Genomic DNA, 16,609 nt, shown 5'->3' with positions numbered 1-16,609 from the left:
ACCTATGATGAGGTGATCAATGGACAAGCGCTGGTACGTGATTCATACCTACTCGGGTCACGAGAACAAGGTGAAGACCCACCTGGAGAAACTCAAGGTCCGGGAAGGGTTGGAAGAGAAGATCGGCGAGATCCTCATCCCTACCGAAGAAATCGTAGAGATGAAGCAGGGGAAGAAGACGTCTACCATACGCAAGCTTTTCCCGAGCTACGTCCTCGTGGAAATGGAGATGGACCGTGATTCCTGGCACCTGGTAACCAACGCGCCTGGCGTTACCCATTTCGTCGGGAGCGGGCCCCGGCCGCAGCCCCTGCGGGAAAATGAGCTGAACCGCATACTGCACCGGGACGAGCCTTCCAAGGAAAAGGGAGAAGGCGTGGAGATCCCTTACCGGACCGGCGACCAGGTCAAGGTGACGGACGGACCGTTCACCGATTTCACCGGCGTGGTGGAAGCGATACATCCGGACCGGCAGAAACTGAAGGTCATGGTGAGCATTTTCGGACGCGCGACCCCGGTGGAACTCGATTTCCTCCAGGTCTCCCACGTCACGTAGGAGGGTGCTGTGGCAAAGAAGATAACTACGGTGATCAAGCTCCAGGTACCGGCCGGGCAGGCGAATCCGGCGCCGCCGGTGGGATCGGCCCTCGGCCAGCACGGCGTCAATCCCATGGAGTTCTGCAAGGTCTTCAACGCGAAGACCAATGACCAGATGGGGCTGATCATACCGGTCGTGATCACGGTGTACGCCGACCGCAGTTTTTCTTTCATCACGAAGACGCCCCCGGCCGCGGTGCTACTCAAGCGCGAGGCTGGACTGGCGAAGGCATCGGGCGAACCCAACCGCGAGAAGGTCGGCAAGGTAACGCGGGACCAGGTGAGGCAGATCGCCGAGCTCAAGAAGCCGGACCTGAACGCCGCGGATACGGAAGCGGCCATGCGCATGATCGAAGGCACGGCCCGCAGCATGGGCATCGAGGTGGAAGGCTAACCGAGGCAAGTCGCAAGGAGATGGGCCATGAAAAGAGGCAGGCGCTACCTGGCCGCCAGGGAGAAAGTGGAAGCGGGGAAGGACTATCCCCTCGAGGACGCGTTGACGATCGTCAAGGAAACCTCGAAGACGAAATTCGACGAGACCGTCGACGTGGCCATGCGGCTGAACGTGGATCCCCGCCACGCGGACCAGATGGTACGGGGCGCCATCGCGCTGCCCCACGGAACGGGGAAGGAAACCAGGGTACTCGTGCTGACCCGGGGCGAAGCGCAGAAGGACGCCCAGGAGGCCGGCGCGGACTACGTCGGCGCCGACGACTACATCGAGCAGATCGAGAAGGGCTGGACCGATTTCGACGTCGTGATCGCCACGCCCGATATCATGCGTGACGTCGGCAAGCTGGGCCGCGTACTGGGTCCGAGGGGCCTCATGCCCAACCCGAAGAGCGGTACCGTGACCTTCGACGTCGGTCCCGCGGTCCGGGAAGTCAAGGCGGGCCGGATCGAATACCGTGTGGACCGCAACGGCAACCTGCACGGTCCCGTGGGCAAGGTGTCCTTCTCCGTGGAGCAGCTGACGGAGAACGCCTCGACGTTCATCGACGCGGTCATGCGGGCGAAGCCTGCATCCGCCAAAGGGCAATACATCAGGCGTCTTACCGTCTCCTCCGCCATGGGACCCGGCGTACAGGTCGACCGCCAGGCGGCGGCCCGCGAGGCGTAGACGCATCCACGGCCCGGAAGCCGTTGACAGCCCGGAAGCCGTTGAAATCAAAGGAGTCTCGACACCATGCCCCAGCCGCGTGCCGTTAAAGAGCAGATCGTCCAGGATCTGTCGACGCGATTGAAGGAAACCGAAAGCGTGTACCTGACGGACCTCACCGGCCTGGACGTCGGCGAGGTAACCGAACTTCGAAGCCGGCTGCGGGCGGAGTCCGTGGAATGCCGCGTCATCAAGAACACGCTGACGCGCCTCGCCGTCGCGGACGCGGGCCTGCCCGACCTGGGCGAGACCCTGGACGGACCGACGGCGCTCGTCCTGTCGGCCGACCCGGTGGCCCCGGCGAAGATCCTCATCGATTTCGGCAAAGACCACGAAGAACGCCCCCGCATCAAGGGCGGGTTCCTGACCGGCGAGATCATCGACGCCGCGCAGGCTGTGACACTTTCAAAGCTGCCCGGCAGAGACGAACTGCTGGCCAAGACGGTGAGCGGCATCGCCGCGCCGATCAACGGCCTGGTGTTCACGTTGTCCGGCGTGCTGAGCGGCCTGGTCCGCACCCTGTCGGCCGTTTCGCAGCAGAAGGCTTCGCAGGAGAGTTGAGCAGAAGAACAAGAACAACAACGGCAGTATCCCTTAAATCCAATGGAGGTAAGCATCATGGCCGTGTCCGATATCGTAGATCAGATTGAACAGCTGACAGTGCTGGAATTGAATGATCTCGTGAAGACGCTCGAAGACAAATTCGGTGTTTCAGCCGCGGCGACGGTGGCTGTCGCCGCACCCGGCGCCGCAGACGCGGCCGCGCCGGAGGAGGAGGAAAAAGACGCCTTCGACGTCGTGCTGACCGGTTTCGGCGACAAGAAGATCCAGGTCATCAAGGTCGTGCGCGCGATTACGGGCCTGGGACTGAAAGAGGCCAAGGCACTGGTTGACGGCGTTCCCGGCGCACTCAAGGAGGGTGTCCCGAAAGAAGAAGCCGACGACATTCAGAAGCAGATCGAAGAAGCGGGCGGAACAGTCGAACTCAAATAGGCGGGAAGGTAAGTCAGGACCGGGTCCGCGCGGCATGTGCGGCGATCCCGTCACGCGCACGGGGTCGTTGCCTTGCGTCCGCGGGTACTATTCACCTACCTGCCGAAAGGAAGTGGTCAGCCGATGGATGATACCCAGATCACACGCCACGATTATTCCAAACTGCCCTCCATCATCGAAATGCCGAATCTTCTGGCGGTCCAGATAGATTCCTTCAACGCGTTTCTGCAGGCCGACGTGCCCGTTTCCGAGCGCCGGAACCAGGGCCTGCAGGCTGTTTTCCTCGACATTTTCCCCATCACGGACATCCACGAGCACTTCTCGCTCGAGTTCATCGAGTACATGCTCGGAGAGCCCAAGTACACCGTGCTCGAGTGCCAGGAACGGGGCATGACCTACGCGATCCCCCTGAAGGCGCGGCTGCGCCTGGTGATCCGCGAGGAGGGGGACGGCAAAAAATCAACGGCCGACAGTAAAAACGCAAAAGCCGAAAACAAGAAGGTCAAGGACATCATCGAGCAGACCGTCTTCCTCGGCGAACTCCCCCTGATCACGGAGAAGGGCACCTTCATCATCAACGGCGCCGAACGGGTCATCGTATCCCAGTTGCAGCGTTCCTACGGTGTGTTCTTTTCCGAAGAGACCCACCCCAACGGCAAGCAGCTTTATTCCGCCCGGATCATTCCCGAGCACGGCACCTGGCTGGAGTTCAGCCTGGACGTGAACGACGTGCTCTTCGTGCACATCGACCGGAAGCGGAAGTTTCCCGTGACGCTGCTGCTGCGGGCCCTGGGCTACGAAAGCAACGAAGATATCTACCAGTTGTTCTATGAGTTCGACGACGTCCGGGCCAACAAGACCGGCGATCTCGTCGGCCGGAGCATCGGCGCAAAGGTGGTCGACAAGAAGACCGACGAGGTGATTGCCGAGAGCGGCGAACCGCTGACGGAAGCGCTGGCGGAACGTCTGGCCGAAGGGAACGGCCACCCGGGCAAGGTCAAGATCGTCCGGATGGACCCGACCCGGGAGCCGGATGTCCTGGCCAATACCTTCAAGAAGGACACGACCGCCACGTCGGAAGAGGCGCTTTCCAAGATGTACAGCCTGCTGCGGCCGGGCGATCCGCCCAACCTGGAAACGGCCCAGGCCCTGATGGACCGCATGTTCTTCAACCAGAAGCGGTACAACCTGGCGGCCGTCGGGCGCCACCGGCTCAACAAGCGCCTGAACCTGGATGTGCCCATCGATACGACCATCCTGACGTCGAACGACTTCATCGCCATCATCGACTACCTGCTGAAACTGCGCCGGGGCGAAGGCGTCACGGACGACATTGACCATCTGGGCAACCGGCGGACGCGGTCCGTGGGCGAACTCCTCGCCCAGCAGTTCAATACCGGACTGACCCGCATGTCCCGGACCATCCGTGACCGGATCAGCCTCCACGACGCCGACTCGATCACGCCCCAGGACCTGGTGAACGCCCGGACGGTCTCTTCGGTGATCGCGGCGTTCTTCGGCAGCAGCCAGCTGTCGCAGTTCATGGAGCAGACCAACCCCCTGGCCGAACTGACGCACAAGCGCAGGCTCAGTTCGCTCGGCCCGGGCGGCCTGGACCGGTCGCACGCCAGCTTCGAGGTCCGCGACGTGCACCATACCCACTACGGGCGCATCTGTCCCATCGAGACGCCGGAAGGTCCGAACATCGGCCTGATCGCCTACATGGGCACCTACGGCAGGATCAACCGGTTCGGCTTCATCGAGACGCCTTACCGCCGGGTGGAGAAGGGCCGGATCACCGAGAAGATCGACTACCTGTCGGCCGATCAGGAAGAGGACTACATGATCGCCCAGGCGGCGATTTCGCTGGACGACGAAGGACGCATCGTCGGCCGCATTCCCACGCGCAACAAGGGCGACATCAAGCTGGTCGAACCCGCCGAGGTCGACTACATGGATGTTTCGCCCAAGCAGATCCTCGGCGTGTCCGCGGCCCTGATCCCCTTCCTGGAACACGACGACGCCAACCGGGCCCTCATGGGATCCAACATGCAGCGGCAGGCGGTACCCCTCCTGCGCACCGAGGCGCCCCTCGTGGGCACAGGCATGGAGCGGAAGGTCGCCGTGGATTCCGGCGCGGTGGTGGTCGCCAGGCAGAGCGGGACCGTGACGCAGGTCTCGGCCGACATGATCACGGTGACGCCGGACGAGACCGATGATTCCGATCTCTTCGACACGCCGCCCGACGTGTATCCGCTGACCAAGTTCAAGAAATCCAACCAGGAGACCTGCATCAACCAGAAGCCGATCGTGCAGACCGGCGCCCGCGTGGAAGCGGGGCAGGTGCTCGCCGACGGGCCGGCCACGGACCAGGGTGAACTCGCCCTGGGCCGCAACGTGCTGACCGCCTTCATGTCCTGGGAAGGATACAATTTCGAAGACGCCATCGTCGTCAGCGAAAGACTGGTCAAGCAGGATATCTTCTCTTCCATCCACATCACCGAATTCGAGCTTCCCGCCCGCGAGACGAAAGTGGGCACCGAGGAGTTTACCTGCGAGATTCCCAACGTGAGCGAGGACGCCGTCCGCAACCTGGATGAATCCGGCATTATCCGGATCGGCGCCGAAGTGGGGCCCGGCGACATCCTCGTGGGCAAGGTGACCCCGAAGGGCGAACGGGAGCTGTCTCCGGAGGAGCGCCTGCTGCGCGCCATCTTCGGCGAGAAGGCCGGCGACGTGCGGGACGCCTCCTTGAAGGCGCCTCCGGGCATGCAGGGCATCGTCATCGATACCCGCCTCTACAGCCGCAAGGACAGCGACAGCGTCGCCCGCGAGAAGGAACGGGAGACCCTGCGCGAGCTGGAGCGCGACTACCAGCAGCGCATCGACCAGGTCAAGGAGACGCGCAACGACAAGCTCAAGGAACTGCTCAGGGGCAAGGTGTGCGTCGAGCTGCGGGACGGCGAGACGGACGAAGTCGTTGTCCCGGCCAAGCGGAAATACACGGACAGCCGGCTGGCGGAACTCGAATTCGACCGGGTCATCCAGAGTGAGCGGTGGGTGGTCAACGCGGCCCTGAACGAACAGGTCCGGAAGGTGATCCAGGCTTCGGCCAAGAACATCCGGGAAATCGAGAACCAGCTGGAACGCGAGCAGGAGAAGATCCGGCGCGGCGACGAACTGGCTCCCGGGGTGATTCAACTGGTCAAGGTGTACGTGGCCAAGAAGAGAAAGCTCTCCGTGGGCGACAAGATGGCCGGCCGGCACGGGAACAAGGGCGTAGTGGCGAAGATCGTCCCGGAAGAGGACATGCCCTACCTGCCGGACGGGCGTCATATCGACATCATCCTGAATCCGCTCGGCGTGCCGGGCCGGATGAATCTCGGCCAGATCATGGAGATCCACATCGGATGGGTCGCCCGGGAAGAGGGCAGGTATATCGCGACCCCGGTGTTCGACGGGGCGTCCATCGATGAAATCAAGAACGCGCTGGACGACGCCGGCCTGCCCGAATCCGGCAAGAGTACGCTCTACGACGGCAAGACGGGCCAGCCCTTCGACAAGGATGTCACGGTCGGCTACATGTACGTCATGAAGCTGAACCACCTGGTCGAGGACAAGATCCATGCCCGGTCGATCGGTCCCTACTCCCTGGTTACGCAACAGCCGCTCGGCGGAAAGGCCCAGTTCGGCGGCCAGCGTTTCGGCGAAATGGAGGTCTGGGCCCTGCAGGCCTACGGCGCTTCGTATACGCTGCAGGAGATGCTGACCGTGAAGTCGGACGACGTCAACGGCCGTTCCCGGCTGTACGAGGCCATCGTCAAGGGCGAAAATCCACCGGAACCGGGGATACCGGAATCCTTCAACGTCCTCGTCAAGGAACTCCAGAGCCTGGCCCTGGACGTACAGCTCGAAGAATGAAACGGTTAACACCTCACGAGCGGCGTTCCCGGAGGGACTCCGGCCGCCGACATGCCGACCCGAGGCTTGCAGCGATGATAATGATCAGGAGGTGTCACCAGTGGTCGATCTAATGCACAAGCAGCCCAAGAACCGCAGCACGATCCGGATACAACTGGCCTCCCCCGAAACGATCCGCAGGTGGTCCTACGGGGAAGTGACGAAACCGGAGACCATCAACTACCGGACCTTCAAGCCGGAACGCGACGGCCTCTTCTGCGAACGCATCTTCGGTCCCGTGAAGGACTGGGAGTGCAACTGCGGCAAGTACAAGCGGATCCGTTACCGCGGCGTCATCTGCGACCGTTGCGGCGTGGAAGTCACGCAGGCGAAGGTGCGGCGGGAACGGCTCGGACACATCGAGCTGGCCGTGCCGGTTTGCCATATCTGGTATTTCAAATCGCCCCCCAGCCGCATCGGAAATCTGCTGAACCTCTCCATCAGGAACCTGGAACGGGTGATCTACTACGAGTCCTACGTCATGCTGGACCCGGGAGACACCGAGTACCAGATCGGCGAGATCATCGACCAGGACACCTTCATGGACCTCGAGGAAGCGGGCCATGAATTCGAGGCGGACATGGGCGCGGGCGCCCTGCGCCGCCTGCTGTCCGAGATCGACATCGAAGAGCTTTCCGTCGAACTGCGGACCCGGGTACGGATGGAAACGTCGGTCCAGCGGAAGAACGACGCGCTGAAGCGGCTGAAGGTGGTCGAGGCGTTCCGGAACTCCAACGGACCGGACTCCGACGGCAACCGGCCCGAATGGATGATCATGGAAGTGCTGCCGGTCATCCCTCCCGACCTGCGGCCGCTGGTACCCCTGGAAGGCGGAAGGTTCGCCACCTCCGATCTCAACGACCTGTACCGGCGCGTCATCAACCGGAACAACCGGCTCAAGAAACTGCTCGAGATCCGCGCGCCGGACGTCATCCTGCGCAACGAAAAGCGGATGCTGCAGGAAGCGGTGGACGCGCTGCTCGACAACGGCCGCCGTTCGCGGGCCGTGCGGGGCGACGGGAACCGGTCCCTCAAGTCATTGTCGGACCTGCTCAAGGGCAAGCAGGGGCGTTTCCGCCAGAACCTGCTCGGCAAGCGGGTGGACTACTCGGGCCGTTCCGTCATCGTGGTGGAACCCGAGCTCAAGATCCACCAGTGCGGGCTGCCCAAGAACATCGCCCTGGAGCTCTTCAAGCCCTTCATCATCCAGCGGCTGGAAGACAAGGGCTTCGTGCAAACGGTCAAGAGCGCGAAGAAGATCGTGGAACGCGAGGAGCCCGAGGTCTGGGACATCCTCGAGGAGATCATCAAGGATCACCCGGTCCTGCTGAACCGGGCGCCCACACTGCACAGGCTGGGTATCCAGGCTTTCATGCCGGTGCTCGTGGAAGGCAAGGCCATCCGCATCCACCCGCTCGTCTGCGAAGCCTTCAACGCCGATTTCGACGGCGACCAGATGCCGGTGCACGTCCCCATGTCCTTCGAGGCCCAGATCGAGGCCCGGGTGCTGATGCTGTCCTCGAACAACATCCTCGATCCGAAGAACGGACAGCCGATCTGCGCGCCCAGCAAGGACATCGTCCTGGGATGCTACTACCTGACCAAGGAGCTCACGGGCTGCCGGGGCGAAGGCAAGATCTTCTCGAGCGTTTCCGAGGTGATGCTCGCCTTCGATAACGACCTCGTGGATCTCCATGCCATTATCAAGCTGCGCCACGAGGGCAAGATGATGGAAACGACCGTCGGTCGGGTCATCTTCAACCAGATCCTGCCGCCGGAGATCGGCTTCCAGAATGAGGTGTTCGACAGCTCGGCCATCCGGGACATGGTGGCCACCGTATACCGCCAGCTGGGGAACTACCGCACGTGCGTGCTTCTCGACGAAGTCAAGCGGCTGGGTTTCCACTACGCGACCCTTTCGGGCCTGACCTCGGGCATCGACGACGTGGTCATCCCCGACGAGAAGGCGCAGATGATCAGTGACGCGGAAGCCGAGGTGCGATCCATCCAGGATCAGTACGAGGGCCACGCCATCACCGAGGGAGAGCGCTACAACAAGGTGATCGACGTGTGGCAGCACACCCGGACCAAGCTGAACGAGGTCGTCGAGACCACGCTCGAGGAGTCGGACGACGGCTTCAATCCCTTCTACATGATGATGGCCTCCGGCGCGCGGAGCAAGCTGGACCAGGTGGGACAGCTGTGCGGCATGCGCGGCCTCATGGCCAAGCCCCAGCGAAAGGTCGTCGGACAGGTCGGCGAGTACATCGAGACGCCCATCCTGTCCAACCTCAAGGAAGGGCTTACGGTCCTCGAGTACTTCACCTCCAGCCACGGCGGGCGCAAGGGACTGGCCGACACGGCCCTCAAGACCGCGGACGCCGGCTACCTGACCCGGCGGCTGGTGGACGTGGCGCAGAACGTGATCATCAACGAGGCGGACTGCGGCACGATCCGAGGCATCGAGATCGGCGCCCTGAAAGAGGGCGAGAACGTCATGGAACCGCTGGGCGACCGGGTGCTGGGCCGGGTCGTGCTGGACGACATCTACGACCCCATCACGCGGGAACTGCTGACAGCCGCCGGCGAGGAGATCAACGAGGAAGTGGCCGACCTCATCGAACAGCGCGGCGGCGTGCAGTACTCGGCCGATCCCGATGCGGAGATGAGCGAGACCGTGCACATCCGGTCCGTGCTGACCTGCGAGACCAAGCGCGGCGTGTGCGCCCGGTGCTACGGCCGGAACCTCGCCACGGGCTCCATGGTGGAAATGGGCGAGGCCGTCGGCGTCATGGCGGCGCAGAGCATCGGCGAGCCGGGTACGCAGCTGACGCTCCGCACCTTCCACATCGGCGGGATCGCGAGCCGCGACGCCACGCAGAACAAGATTACCACGAAGCAGGCGGGCAAGGCAGTCTTCACCGCGGTCGAGACCGTAACCCAGGAGAACGGCCTCCCCGTCGTCATCGGCCGGGCCGGCGAGATCACCATCCTGGACGCCGACGACAACCGGCGGGCCCATTTCTTCATCCCCTACGGCGCGGTCATGCTCACGGAGGACGGCGACGTCGTCGAGGAGAACCAGGCCCTGTTCGAATGGAACCCCTACAACATCCCGATCATCGCCGTCCAGGCCGGTGAAGTGCAGCTCGAAGACGTGGTGGCGGGAGAGACGCTGCGTGAACAGCTGGACGACACCACGGGCATGCGGCAGAAGGTAATCACGGAGAACCGGGGTTCCAGGGCGCTCCATCCGCGTATTTACATCGCGGACGCCAAGGGCAGGAAAAAGGATGAATACAATCTGCCCACCGGCGCCCACCTGCTCGTCACCGAGTTCACGGACCAGAGCAATACCGAACGCACCCACGTGCAGCCCGGTACGGTCCTCGCGCGCATACCGCGCTCCATCGGCAGGACCCGGGACATCACCGGCGGCCTGCCGCGCGTCGCCGAACTCTTCGAGGCGCGCCGGCCGCGCGACCCCGCCACGGTGGCGAAGGTGGACGGCGTCGTGAAGGTCGCCGGCATCGTCCGGCGCTCCCACCGCCTACTCGTGCGCGCCGACGACGGGTCGGAACAGGAATACCTGATCCCCCAGGGCCGCCATCTCAGCGTGCGCGACGGCGACCGGGTGCAGGCGGGCGAACCCCTGTCCGAAGGGTCCATCGACCCCCACGACATTCTCGAGATCCAGGGGGTGAACGCCGTACAGGAATACCTGGTGAACCAGATCCAGGAAGTCTACCGCATGCAGGGCGTGAGCATCAACGACAAGCACGTGGAAGTCATCGTGCGCCAGATGCTCCAGAAGGTCAAGGTGGACGACCCGGGCGACACGGAGTTTCTGAAGGGCGAGGCCGTGGACCGCACCCGTTTCCAGTGGGAGAACGACCGCGTGCTGCGCGAAGGCGGTGACCCGGCGACGAACCAGCCGCTCTTGCTGGGTATCGCCAAGGCGGCGCTGAGTACCGAGAGCTTCGTCTCCGCGGCGGCCTTCCAGGAAACGACGCGCGTGCTGACCGAAGCGGCCATCCAGGGCAAGCGGGACGCGCTCCTCGGACTGAAGGAGAACGTGATCATGGGGCACCTGATTCCCGCGGGTACGGGGCTGGACCGGTACAGCCAGATGCGGCTCGTGGACGAAGAGGGCAACGAGATCGAGCCGCCGGCCATCGAGCCGGAGCCGTTCTTCGACGCGGAATCGGTAAACGGCGACGCCGAAGCGGTGAGCGCAGAGGCGAAATCGGCGAGCGCAGACGGGGAATCGGCGAGCGCAGACGAGAAAGCCGATACCTCCGAAACCGTACAGAACGTGGCCGAGGCCGAGACGCCGCCCGTGGAAACCGTCTGACCCATGTAGACGCAGGCCATGACCGGGCGCCGCCGGGTTGATGGCGGCGCTCGTTTTTTTGGCAAAAAGCGCTTGACACCTTAAACGGAACTGATTAAATTTTTCCACCTATGGCTTTTGGGGGAAATGCGTTTTGACCGGACCCCTGAAACCCGTGTTTCACAGGCTTGTCCGGGTCGGTACAACAGGGAAGGTTGGACGGAAATGCCAACGATAAACCAGCTCATACGCCACGGCCGGAAGAAGTCGCAGCGTAAAACGAAATCACCCGCTTTGCGCGGCAGTCCCCAGAAACGGGGCAACTGCCTGCAGGTGAAGACGCAGACGCCCAAGAAGCCGAATTCGGCGCTGCGGAAAATAGCCCGCGTCCGCCTGATGAATGGCATCGAGGCCACTTGTTACATCCCGGGCGAGAGCCATAACCTGCAGGAGCACAATATCGTCCTGGTCCGGGGCGGGCGGGTGAAGGACCTGCCCGGCGTGCGGTACCACATCATCCGCGGCGCGCTGGACGCCAGCGGAGTGCCCGACCGGCGCAACGGGCGTTCGAAATACGGGACCAAGAAGCCCAAGTAGGTGGAAACCACATCCTGGAAGCACACCCTGGCCGTACGTTAGGGAGCATGAGATGGCGAGAAGGAAAGAAGTCGTAAGACGGGAACCGGAGCCGGACTGGAAGTACAACAGCGTACTGGTATCCAAGTTCATCAACGGATTGATGCGCAAGGGGAAGAAGAGCATCGCGGAACGCGTGTTCTACCAGGCCCTCGATCTGATCGAGGAACGCACGAGCCAGGAACCGCTGCCGGTCTTCGAGAAGGCGATCAAGATCGTCGGACCCGTCGTGCATGTCAAATCCCGCCGGGTGGGCGGTTCGACCTACCAGGTCCCCGTGGAAGTGCGGGATGACCAGCAGCGGGCCATGGCGATTCGCTGGATCATCGATGCCGCGCGCGCCCGTTCAGAGAAGAACATGTTCGAGTGCCTGGCGGGAGAGTTTACCGCCGCCGCCAAGGGGGAGGGCGCTGCCGTCCGCCGCAAGGAAGAGACGTACCGGATGGCGGAAGCGAACCGGGCCTTCGCCCATTACAGGTGGTAGCGGCGTATCGATATCACGTCGAAACAGTAAAAACGGATCATCCCTCGCGATGATCCGTACTTTATGAGGTAGATGACGCAGTGACTGAGACAACGATCAAGCCGAAAGAAAAAATGTCCGAAGCATACCATAAGCACGCTTCCGAATCGAACCTGGAAAAGACCAGGAACATCGGGATCATGGCCCATATCGACGCGGGCAAGACGACCACCACCGAACGCATCCTCTATTATACGGGACGCGTGCGGCGAATGGGCGAGGTGCACGACGGCGCCGCGACCATGGACTGGATGGAGCAGGAGCGCGAACGGGGCATCACGATCACGTCCGCGGCCACGACGTCCTTCTGGCGCGACCACCGGATCAATATCATCGATACGCCCGGTCACGTCGACTTCACGGTCGAGGTGGAACGATCGCTGCGCGTGCTTGACGGCTCCGTGGCGATTTTTTGTGCCGTGGGCGGCGTCGAGCCGCAGTCCGAGACCGTGTGGCGGCAGGCCGACAAGTACGGCGTGCCCCGCCTGGCGTACGTGAACAAGATCGACCGCGTCGGGGCGGACTTCCACCAGGTCGTCGACATGATCCACGAACGGCTCGGGGCCAACGCCATCCCGATCCAGCTGCCCATCGGCGCCGGCGACCTGTTTACCGGGTCCATCGACCTGGTCACCATGAAAGCCCGCAGCTATCACGAAGACAACATGGGCGCCACGTACGACGAGCACGACATCCCGAAGGACCTGGTCGAATACGCCGCGGAGCACCGGAACAAGCTGATCGAGAGCCTCGCCGAAGTGGACGAGGAACTGATGGAGACCTACCTGGCCGGCGAGGAACCGACGGCTTCCGAAATGCAGAGCGCCATTCGCCGGGCCACGCTGTCGGTCAGCCTGATCCCCGTCCTGGTGGGCTCTTCCTTTCGCAACAAGGGCGTCCAGGCGCTGCTCGACGCGATCGTCGACTACCTGCCGTCGCCCCAGGACGTGCCGCCCGTCACGGGCAAGAATACCTTGACCGGCGAACAGGAAACGCGGGAGAGCCTGCCCGACGCGCCGCTGTCCGGCGTCGCCTTCAAGATCATGACTGATCCCCACGTGGGCAAGCTGGCCTTCTACCGGATCTATTCCGGCACGCTGCCCGCCGGCTGTTACGTGCTGAATACAAGGACCAACCGGCGCGAGCGAATCAGCCGGATCCTGCAGATGCACGCCAACAAAAGGGAACAGCTCAAGGCCGCCGAAGCGGGCGATATCGTCGCGCTCGTAGGGGTAAAGGTCGTGGCGACGGGCGATACGCTTTGCGACCCCGAGTGGCCCATCGCCCTCGAAGCAATGGAGTTTCCCAAGCCCGTGATGTCCGTCGCGGTCGAACCCAAGACCCGGGCGGACGAAGAAAAGCTCAGCCAGTCCCTCCAGAAGCTCTCCGAAGAAGATCCCACTTTCCGCGTACATACCGATGAAGAAACCAGCCAGCTGATTATCTCCGGCATGGGTGAACTGCACCTCGAGATCCTGGTGGACCGCATGCTGCGAGAGTTCCGCGTGGAAGCGAACGTGGGGCGTCCCCAGGTCGCCTACCGGGAGACCATCGGCACGGCCGTGAAGAGCGAAGGCCGATTCGTGCGGCAGTCGGGCGGACGCGGGCAGTTCGGGCACGTGTGGCTCGATATGGAGCCGGTGAAGGACGGGGACGGCGTGGAATTCGTGAACGGCATCGTCGGCGGGGTCATCCCGAGGGAGTTCATCTCTTCCGTCGAGGCCGGCGTCCGGGAAGCCGCCCATAACGGCGTGCTCGCCGGATACACGGTGCAGGGCGTCAAGGTCACCCTGTACGACGGCTCCTACCACGAAGTCGATTCGTCCGAGGTAGCCTTCAAGGTGGCGGCCTCCATGGCCTTCCAGGACGGCATGCGCAAGGCCGAACCCGAGTTGCTGGAACCGGTCATGGACGTGGAAGTGGCGGTCCCCAGCGAATACGTGGGCACCGTGGTCGGCGACCTGAACGCGCGCCGGGGGCGCATCGGCGGGATCATTCCCCGGACGGACGCGCAGGTCGTGGCGGCCACCGTTCCCCTGAGCGAGATGTTCGGCTACACGACGGCACTGCGTTCCGCCACGCAGGGACGGGCCGTGTCCACCATGCAGTTCTCGCATTACTCGGAAGTGCCTGAGAGTATCAAGCAGGAGATTCTGGAAAAGATTCGCGGCGGCGCATAACGGTTTAATATCTGGAGGATTTGCAGCATGTCGAAGGAAAGATTCGAGCGTACCAAGCCCCACGTGAACATCGGCACGATCGGTCACGTGGACCACGGCAAGACGACCCTCACGGCGGCGATCACCAAGGTCCTGGCCGAGCAGGGGCTGGCCGAGTTCCAGGATTACGACCAGATCGACAACGCCCCCGAAGAGAAGGAGCGCGGCGTCACCATCAACGTGCACCACGCCGAGTACGAGACCGCCAACAGGCACTACGCCCACGTGGACTGTCCCGGACACGCCGACTACATCAAGAACATGATCACCGGAGCGGCCCAGATGGACGGCGCCATCCTCGTGGTCTCCGCCGCCGACGGGCCCATGCCCCAGACCCGGGAGCACATCCTCCTGGCCAGGCAGGTCAACGTGCCCGCCATCGTCGTCTTTCTGAACAAGTGCGACCAGGTCGACGACGAGGAGCTGCTCGAACTCGTGGAGCTCGAGGTCAGGGAACTGCTCTCCTCCTACGACTTCCCGGGCGACGACATCCCCGTGATCCGGGGCAGCGCCCTGCAGGCCATGGAAGGCGAGGCCGGTTCGGAGGCCACCACGGCCATCACCGAGCTCATGGACACCGTCGACGAGTACATCCCCACCCCGGTACGTGACGAGGACCGGCCCTTTCTCATGCCCGTGGAGGACGTCTTCTCCATCACCGGCAGGGGCACCGTCGGCACCGGGCGCGTGGAGAGCGGCGTCATCAACAAGAACGACGAGGTGGAGATCATCGGCATCAAGGATACCCGCAAGACCGTCGTCACCGACATCGAGATGTTCAGAAAGTTCCTCGACGACGCGCGGGCCGGCGACAACGTGGGACTGCTCCTGCGCGGCGTGGACAAGGAATCCTTAGAGCGCGGCCAGGTCGTGGCCAAGCCCGGGTCCATCACGCCCCATACCAAGTTCAAGGCCCAGGTCTACGTCCTCAAGCAGGAGGAAGGCGGAAGGCATACCCCCTTCTTCAACAACTACCGGCCCCAGTTCTACTTCCGCACCACCGACGTCACCGGGTCGGTCGCACTGCCCTCCGGCGTGGAGATGGTCATGCCCGGGGACAACGTCGACATGGAAGTCAATCTCATGCAGCCCATCGCCATGGACCGGGAACTGCGCTTCGCCATACGCGAAGGCGGCAGGACCGTCGGCGCGGGCGTCGTCACCGAAGTCATCGAGTAGCACGGGAGAAGGAGGCCGTCATGGCCAACCAGGCGGACCAGAAGATCAGGATCAGGCTGAAGGCCTGCGACCACGCCATGCTGGACAAGTCGGCCAGGGAGATCACCCAGGCGGCGCAGCGGGCCGGCGCGCGGGTCATGGGACCCATACCGTTGCCGACGAAACGGACCGTGTATACCGTCCTGCGCTCTCCCTTTATCGACAAGAAGTCGCGGGAACAATTCGAAACGCGCGTGCACAAGCGCCTTATCGATATCTATGACACGTCGCAGCAGACGGTGGACGCGCTCCTGAAACTGGACCTGCCCGCCGGCGTGGACGTGGAAATCAGGGTGTAGGAGCCTCGAAGATGCACGGACTGATCGGCAGGAAAATCGGGATGAGCCAGGTCTTTGCCGAGAACGGCGACGCGGTACCGGTCACGGTGATCGAGGCGGGTCCCTGTTACGTCACCCAGGTGAAGACGCTGGAATGCGACGGCTACGAGGCGGCGCAGATCGGTTTCGAAGCGAAGAAGGAGAAGCAGACGACCCGGCCGCTGCAGGGCCACTTCAAGAAGGCGAAGGTCGAACCGCAGCGCATCGTCCGGGAGGTCGCGGTGCAGGACATCGAGGCCTGCGAACCCGGACAGGTCGTCGGTGCGGACATTTTCGAGACCGGCGAACTCGTGGACGTGACGGGTTACTTCAAGGGCCGGGGGTTCCAGGGCGTCGTCAAGCGGCACGGTTTCAAGGGCGGCGACAAGACCCGCGGACAGAGCGACCGCTGGCGCCATCCCGGATCGATCGGACAGAGCGCGACGCCGTCCAAGGTCTTCAAGGGCACCCGCATGGGCGGTCGGATGGGCAACAAGCGCGTGACCGTCAGGAACCTGCAGGTGGTCGGCGTGGACGCCGAGAAGAACATCCTCCTGGTGAAGGGCGCGGTGCCGGGACACCGGAACGGATACGTACTGATCAACCGGGCCGGTTAGGCGGAAGGCCCGGACCTGAAGAAGGCACGTTGGGAGC

The 16,609-nt window shown here is 63.2% G+C and carries 13 protein-coding genes; all 13 read left to right on the top strand.

Features of this window, described 5'->3' with window-relative positions:
* Positions 1 to 19 precede the first annotated feature (19 nt).
* The 13 genes from nusG to F4X08_14820 all read left to right on the top strand — a co-directional run bounded on the left by nusG (position 20) and on the right by F4X08_14820 (position 16,572).
* The gene (gene nusG / locus F4X08_14880; protein MYD27085.1) at positions 20 to 556 is read left to right on the top strand and encodes a transcription termination/antitermination factor NusG; all 537 of its coding nucleotides are present in this window, start codon (positions 20 to 22) and stop codon (positions 554 to 556) included.
* A gap of 9 nt (positions 557 to 565) precedes the next feature.
* Entirely contained in the window at positions 566 to 991 is a 426-nt protein-coding gene (rplK, locus tag F4X08_14875; GenBank protein MYD27084.1) for a 50S ribosomal protein L11, read from the top strand.
* 27 nt (positions 992 to 1,018) lie between these two features.
* On the top strand, positions 1,019 to 1,717 hold the full coding sequence (locus tag F4X08_14870; protein ID MYD27083.1) for a 50S ribosomal protein L1: 699 nt from the start codon (positions 1,019 to 1,021) through the stop codon (positions 1,715 to 1,717).
* Between the two features lie 66 nt (positions 1,718 to 1,783).
* A complete protein-coding gene (locus tag F4X08_14865) occupies positions 1,784 to 2,317 on the top strand; it encodes a 50S ribosomal protein L10 (GenBank protein ID MYD27082.1) in 534 nt (177 codons plus the stop codon).
* A 57-nt stretch (positions 2,318 to 2,374) separates the two neighbouring features.
* Positions 2,375 to 2,749: a 50S ribosomal protein L7/L12 gene (locus F4X08_14860; protein ID MYD27081.1), complete on the top strand. Its 375-nt coding sequence runs from the start codon at positions 2,375 to 2,377 to the stop codon at positions 2,747 to 2,749.
* Positions 2,750 to 2,872: 123 nt separating this feature from the next.
* A complete protein-coding gene (gene rpoB / locus F4X08_14855; protein ID MYD27080.1) occupies positions 2,873 to 6,670 on the top strand; it encodes a DNA-directed RNA polymerase subunit beta in 3,798 nt (1,265 codons plus the stop codon).
* Positions 6,671 to 6,782: 112 nt separating this feature from the next.
* Entirely contained in the window at positions 6,783 to 11,063 is a 4,281-nt protein-coding gene (rpoC, locus tag F4X08_14850; protein ID MYD27079.1) for a DNA-directed RNA polymerase subunit beta', read from the top strand.
* A gap of 204 nt (positions 11,064 to 11,267) precedes the next feature.
* Complete coding sequence (locus F4X08_14845; protein ID MYD27078.1) at positions 11,268 to 11,639, top strand: 30S ribosomal protein S12; 372 nt, start codon at positions 11,268 to 11,270, stop codon at positions 11,637 to 11,639.
* A 52-nt stretch (positions 11,640 to 11,691) separates the two neighbouring features.
* Positions 11,692 to 12,162, top strand: a complete 471-nt coding sequence (gene rpsG, locus F4X08_14840) for a 30S ribosomal protein S7 (GenBank protein MYD27077.1) — start codon at positions 11,692 to 11,694, stop codon at positions 12,160 to 12,162.
* A gap of 113 nt (positions 12,163 to 12,275) precedes the next feature.
* Positions 12,276 to 14,381: an elongation factor G gene (fusA, locus tag F4X08_14835; GenBank protein ID MYD27076.1), complete on the top strand. Its 2,106-nt coding sequence runs from the start codon at positions 12,276 to 12,278 to the stop codon at positions 14,379 to 14,381.
* Between the two features lie 27 nt (positions 14,382 to 14,408).
* Positions 14,409 to 15,599, top strand: coding sequence for an elongation factor Tu (tuf, locus tag F4X08_14830; GenBank protein MYD27075.1), 1,191 nt, complete (start codon positions 14,409 to 14,411; stop codon positions 15,597 to 15,599).
* A 20-nt stretch (positions 15,600 to 15,619) separates the two neighbouring features.
* Positions 15,620 to 15,937, top strand: a complete 318-nt coding sequence (gene rpsJ, locus F4X08_14825) for a 30S ribosomal protein S10 (GenBank protein ID MYD27074.1) — start codon at positions 15,620 to 15,622, stop codon at positions 15,935 to 15,937.
* A gap of 11 nt (positions 15,938 to 15,948) precedes the next feature.
* On the top strand, positions 15,949 to 16,572 hold the full coding sequence (locus F4X08_14820) for a 50S ribosomal protein L3 (protein MYD27073.1): 624 nt from the start codon (positions 15,949 to 15,951) through the stop codon (positions 16,570 to 16,572).
* The last annotated feature ends 37 nt before the right edge of the window (positions 16,573 to 16,609 follow it).

The organism is Gemmatimonadota bacterium, assembly GCA_009841265.1.
Classification (GTDB): Bacteria; JAAXHH01; JAAXHH01; order JAAXHH01; family JAAXHH01; genus JAAXHH01.
The sequence above is the reverse complement of the archived record's forward strand: the minus strand, read 5'-3'. Positions and strand labels throughout refer to the sequence as shown.

Excerpts from the sequence above, each read along its gene's own strand:
- nusG (MYD27085.1), top strand. The coding sequence starts at position 20 with ATGGACAAGCGCTGGTACGTGATTCATACCTACTCGGGTCACGAGAAC.
- F4X08_14870 (MYD27083.1), top strand. The coding sequence starts at position 1,019 with ATGAAAAGAGGCAGGCGCTACCTGGCCGCCAGGGAGAAAGTGGAAGCG.
- F4X08_14865 (MYD27082.1), top strand. The coding sequence starts at position 1,784 with ATGCCCCAGCCGCGTGCCGTTAAAGAGCAGATCGTCCAGGATCTGTCG.
- F4X08_14860 (MYD27081.1), top strand. The coding sequence starts at position 2,375 with ATGGCCGTGTCCGATATCGTAGATCAGATTGAACAGCTGACAGTGCTG.
- rpoB (MYD27080.1), top strand. The coding sequence starts at position 2,873 with ATGGATGATACCCAGATCACACGCCACGATTATTCCAAACTGCCCTCC.
- rpoC (MYD27079.1), top strand. The coding sequence starts at position 6,783 with ATGCACAAGCAGCCCAAGAACCGCAGCACGATCCGGATACAACTGGCC.
- F4X08_14845 (MYD27078.1), top strand. The coding sequence starts at position 11,268 with ATGCCAACGATAAACCAGCTCATACGCCACGGCCGGAAGAAGTCGCAG.
- rpsG (MYD27077.1), top strand. The coding sequence starts at position 11,692 with ATGGCGAGAAGGAAAGAAGTCGTAAGACGGGAACCGGAGCCGGACTGG.
- fusA (MYD27076.1), top strand. The coding sequence starts at position 12,276 with ATGTCCGAAGCATACCATAAGCACGCTTCCGAATCGAACCTGGAAAAG.
- tuf (MYD27075.1), top strand. The coding sequence starts at position 14,409 with ATGTCGAAGGAAAGATTCGAGCGTACCAAGCCCCACGTGAACATCGGC.
- rpsJ (MYD27074.1), top strand. The coding sequence starts at position 15,620 with ATGGCCAACCAGGCGGACCAGAAGATCAGGATCAGGCTGAAGGCCTGC.
- F4X08_14820 (MYD27073.1), top strand. The coding sequence starts at position 15,949 with ATGCACGGACTGATCGGCAGGAAAATCGGGATGAGCCAGGTCTTTGCC.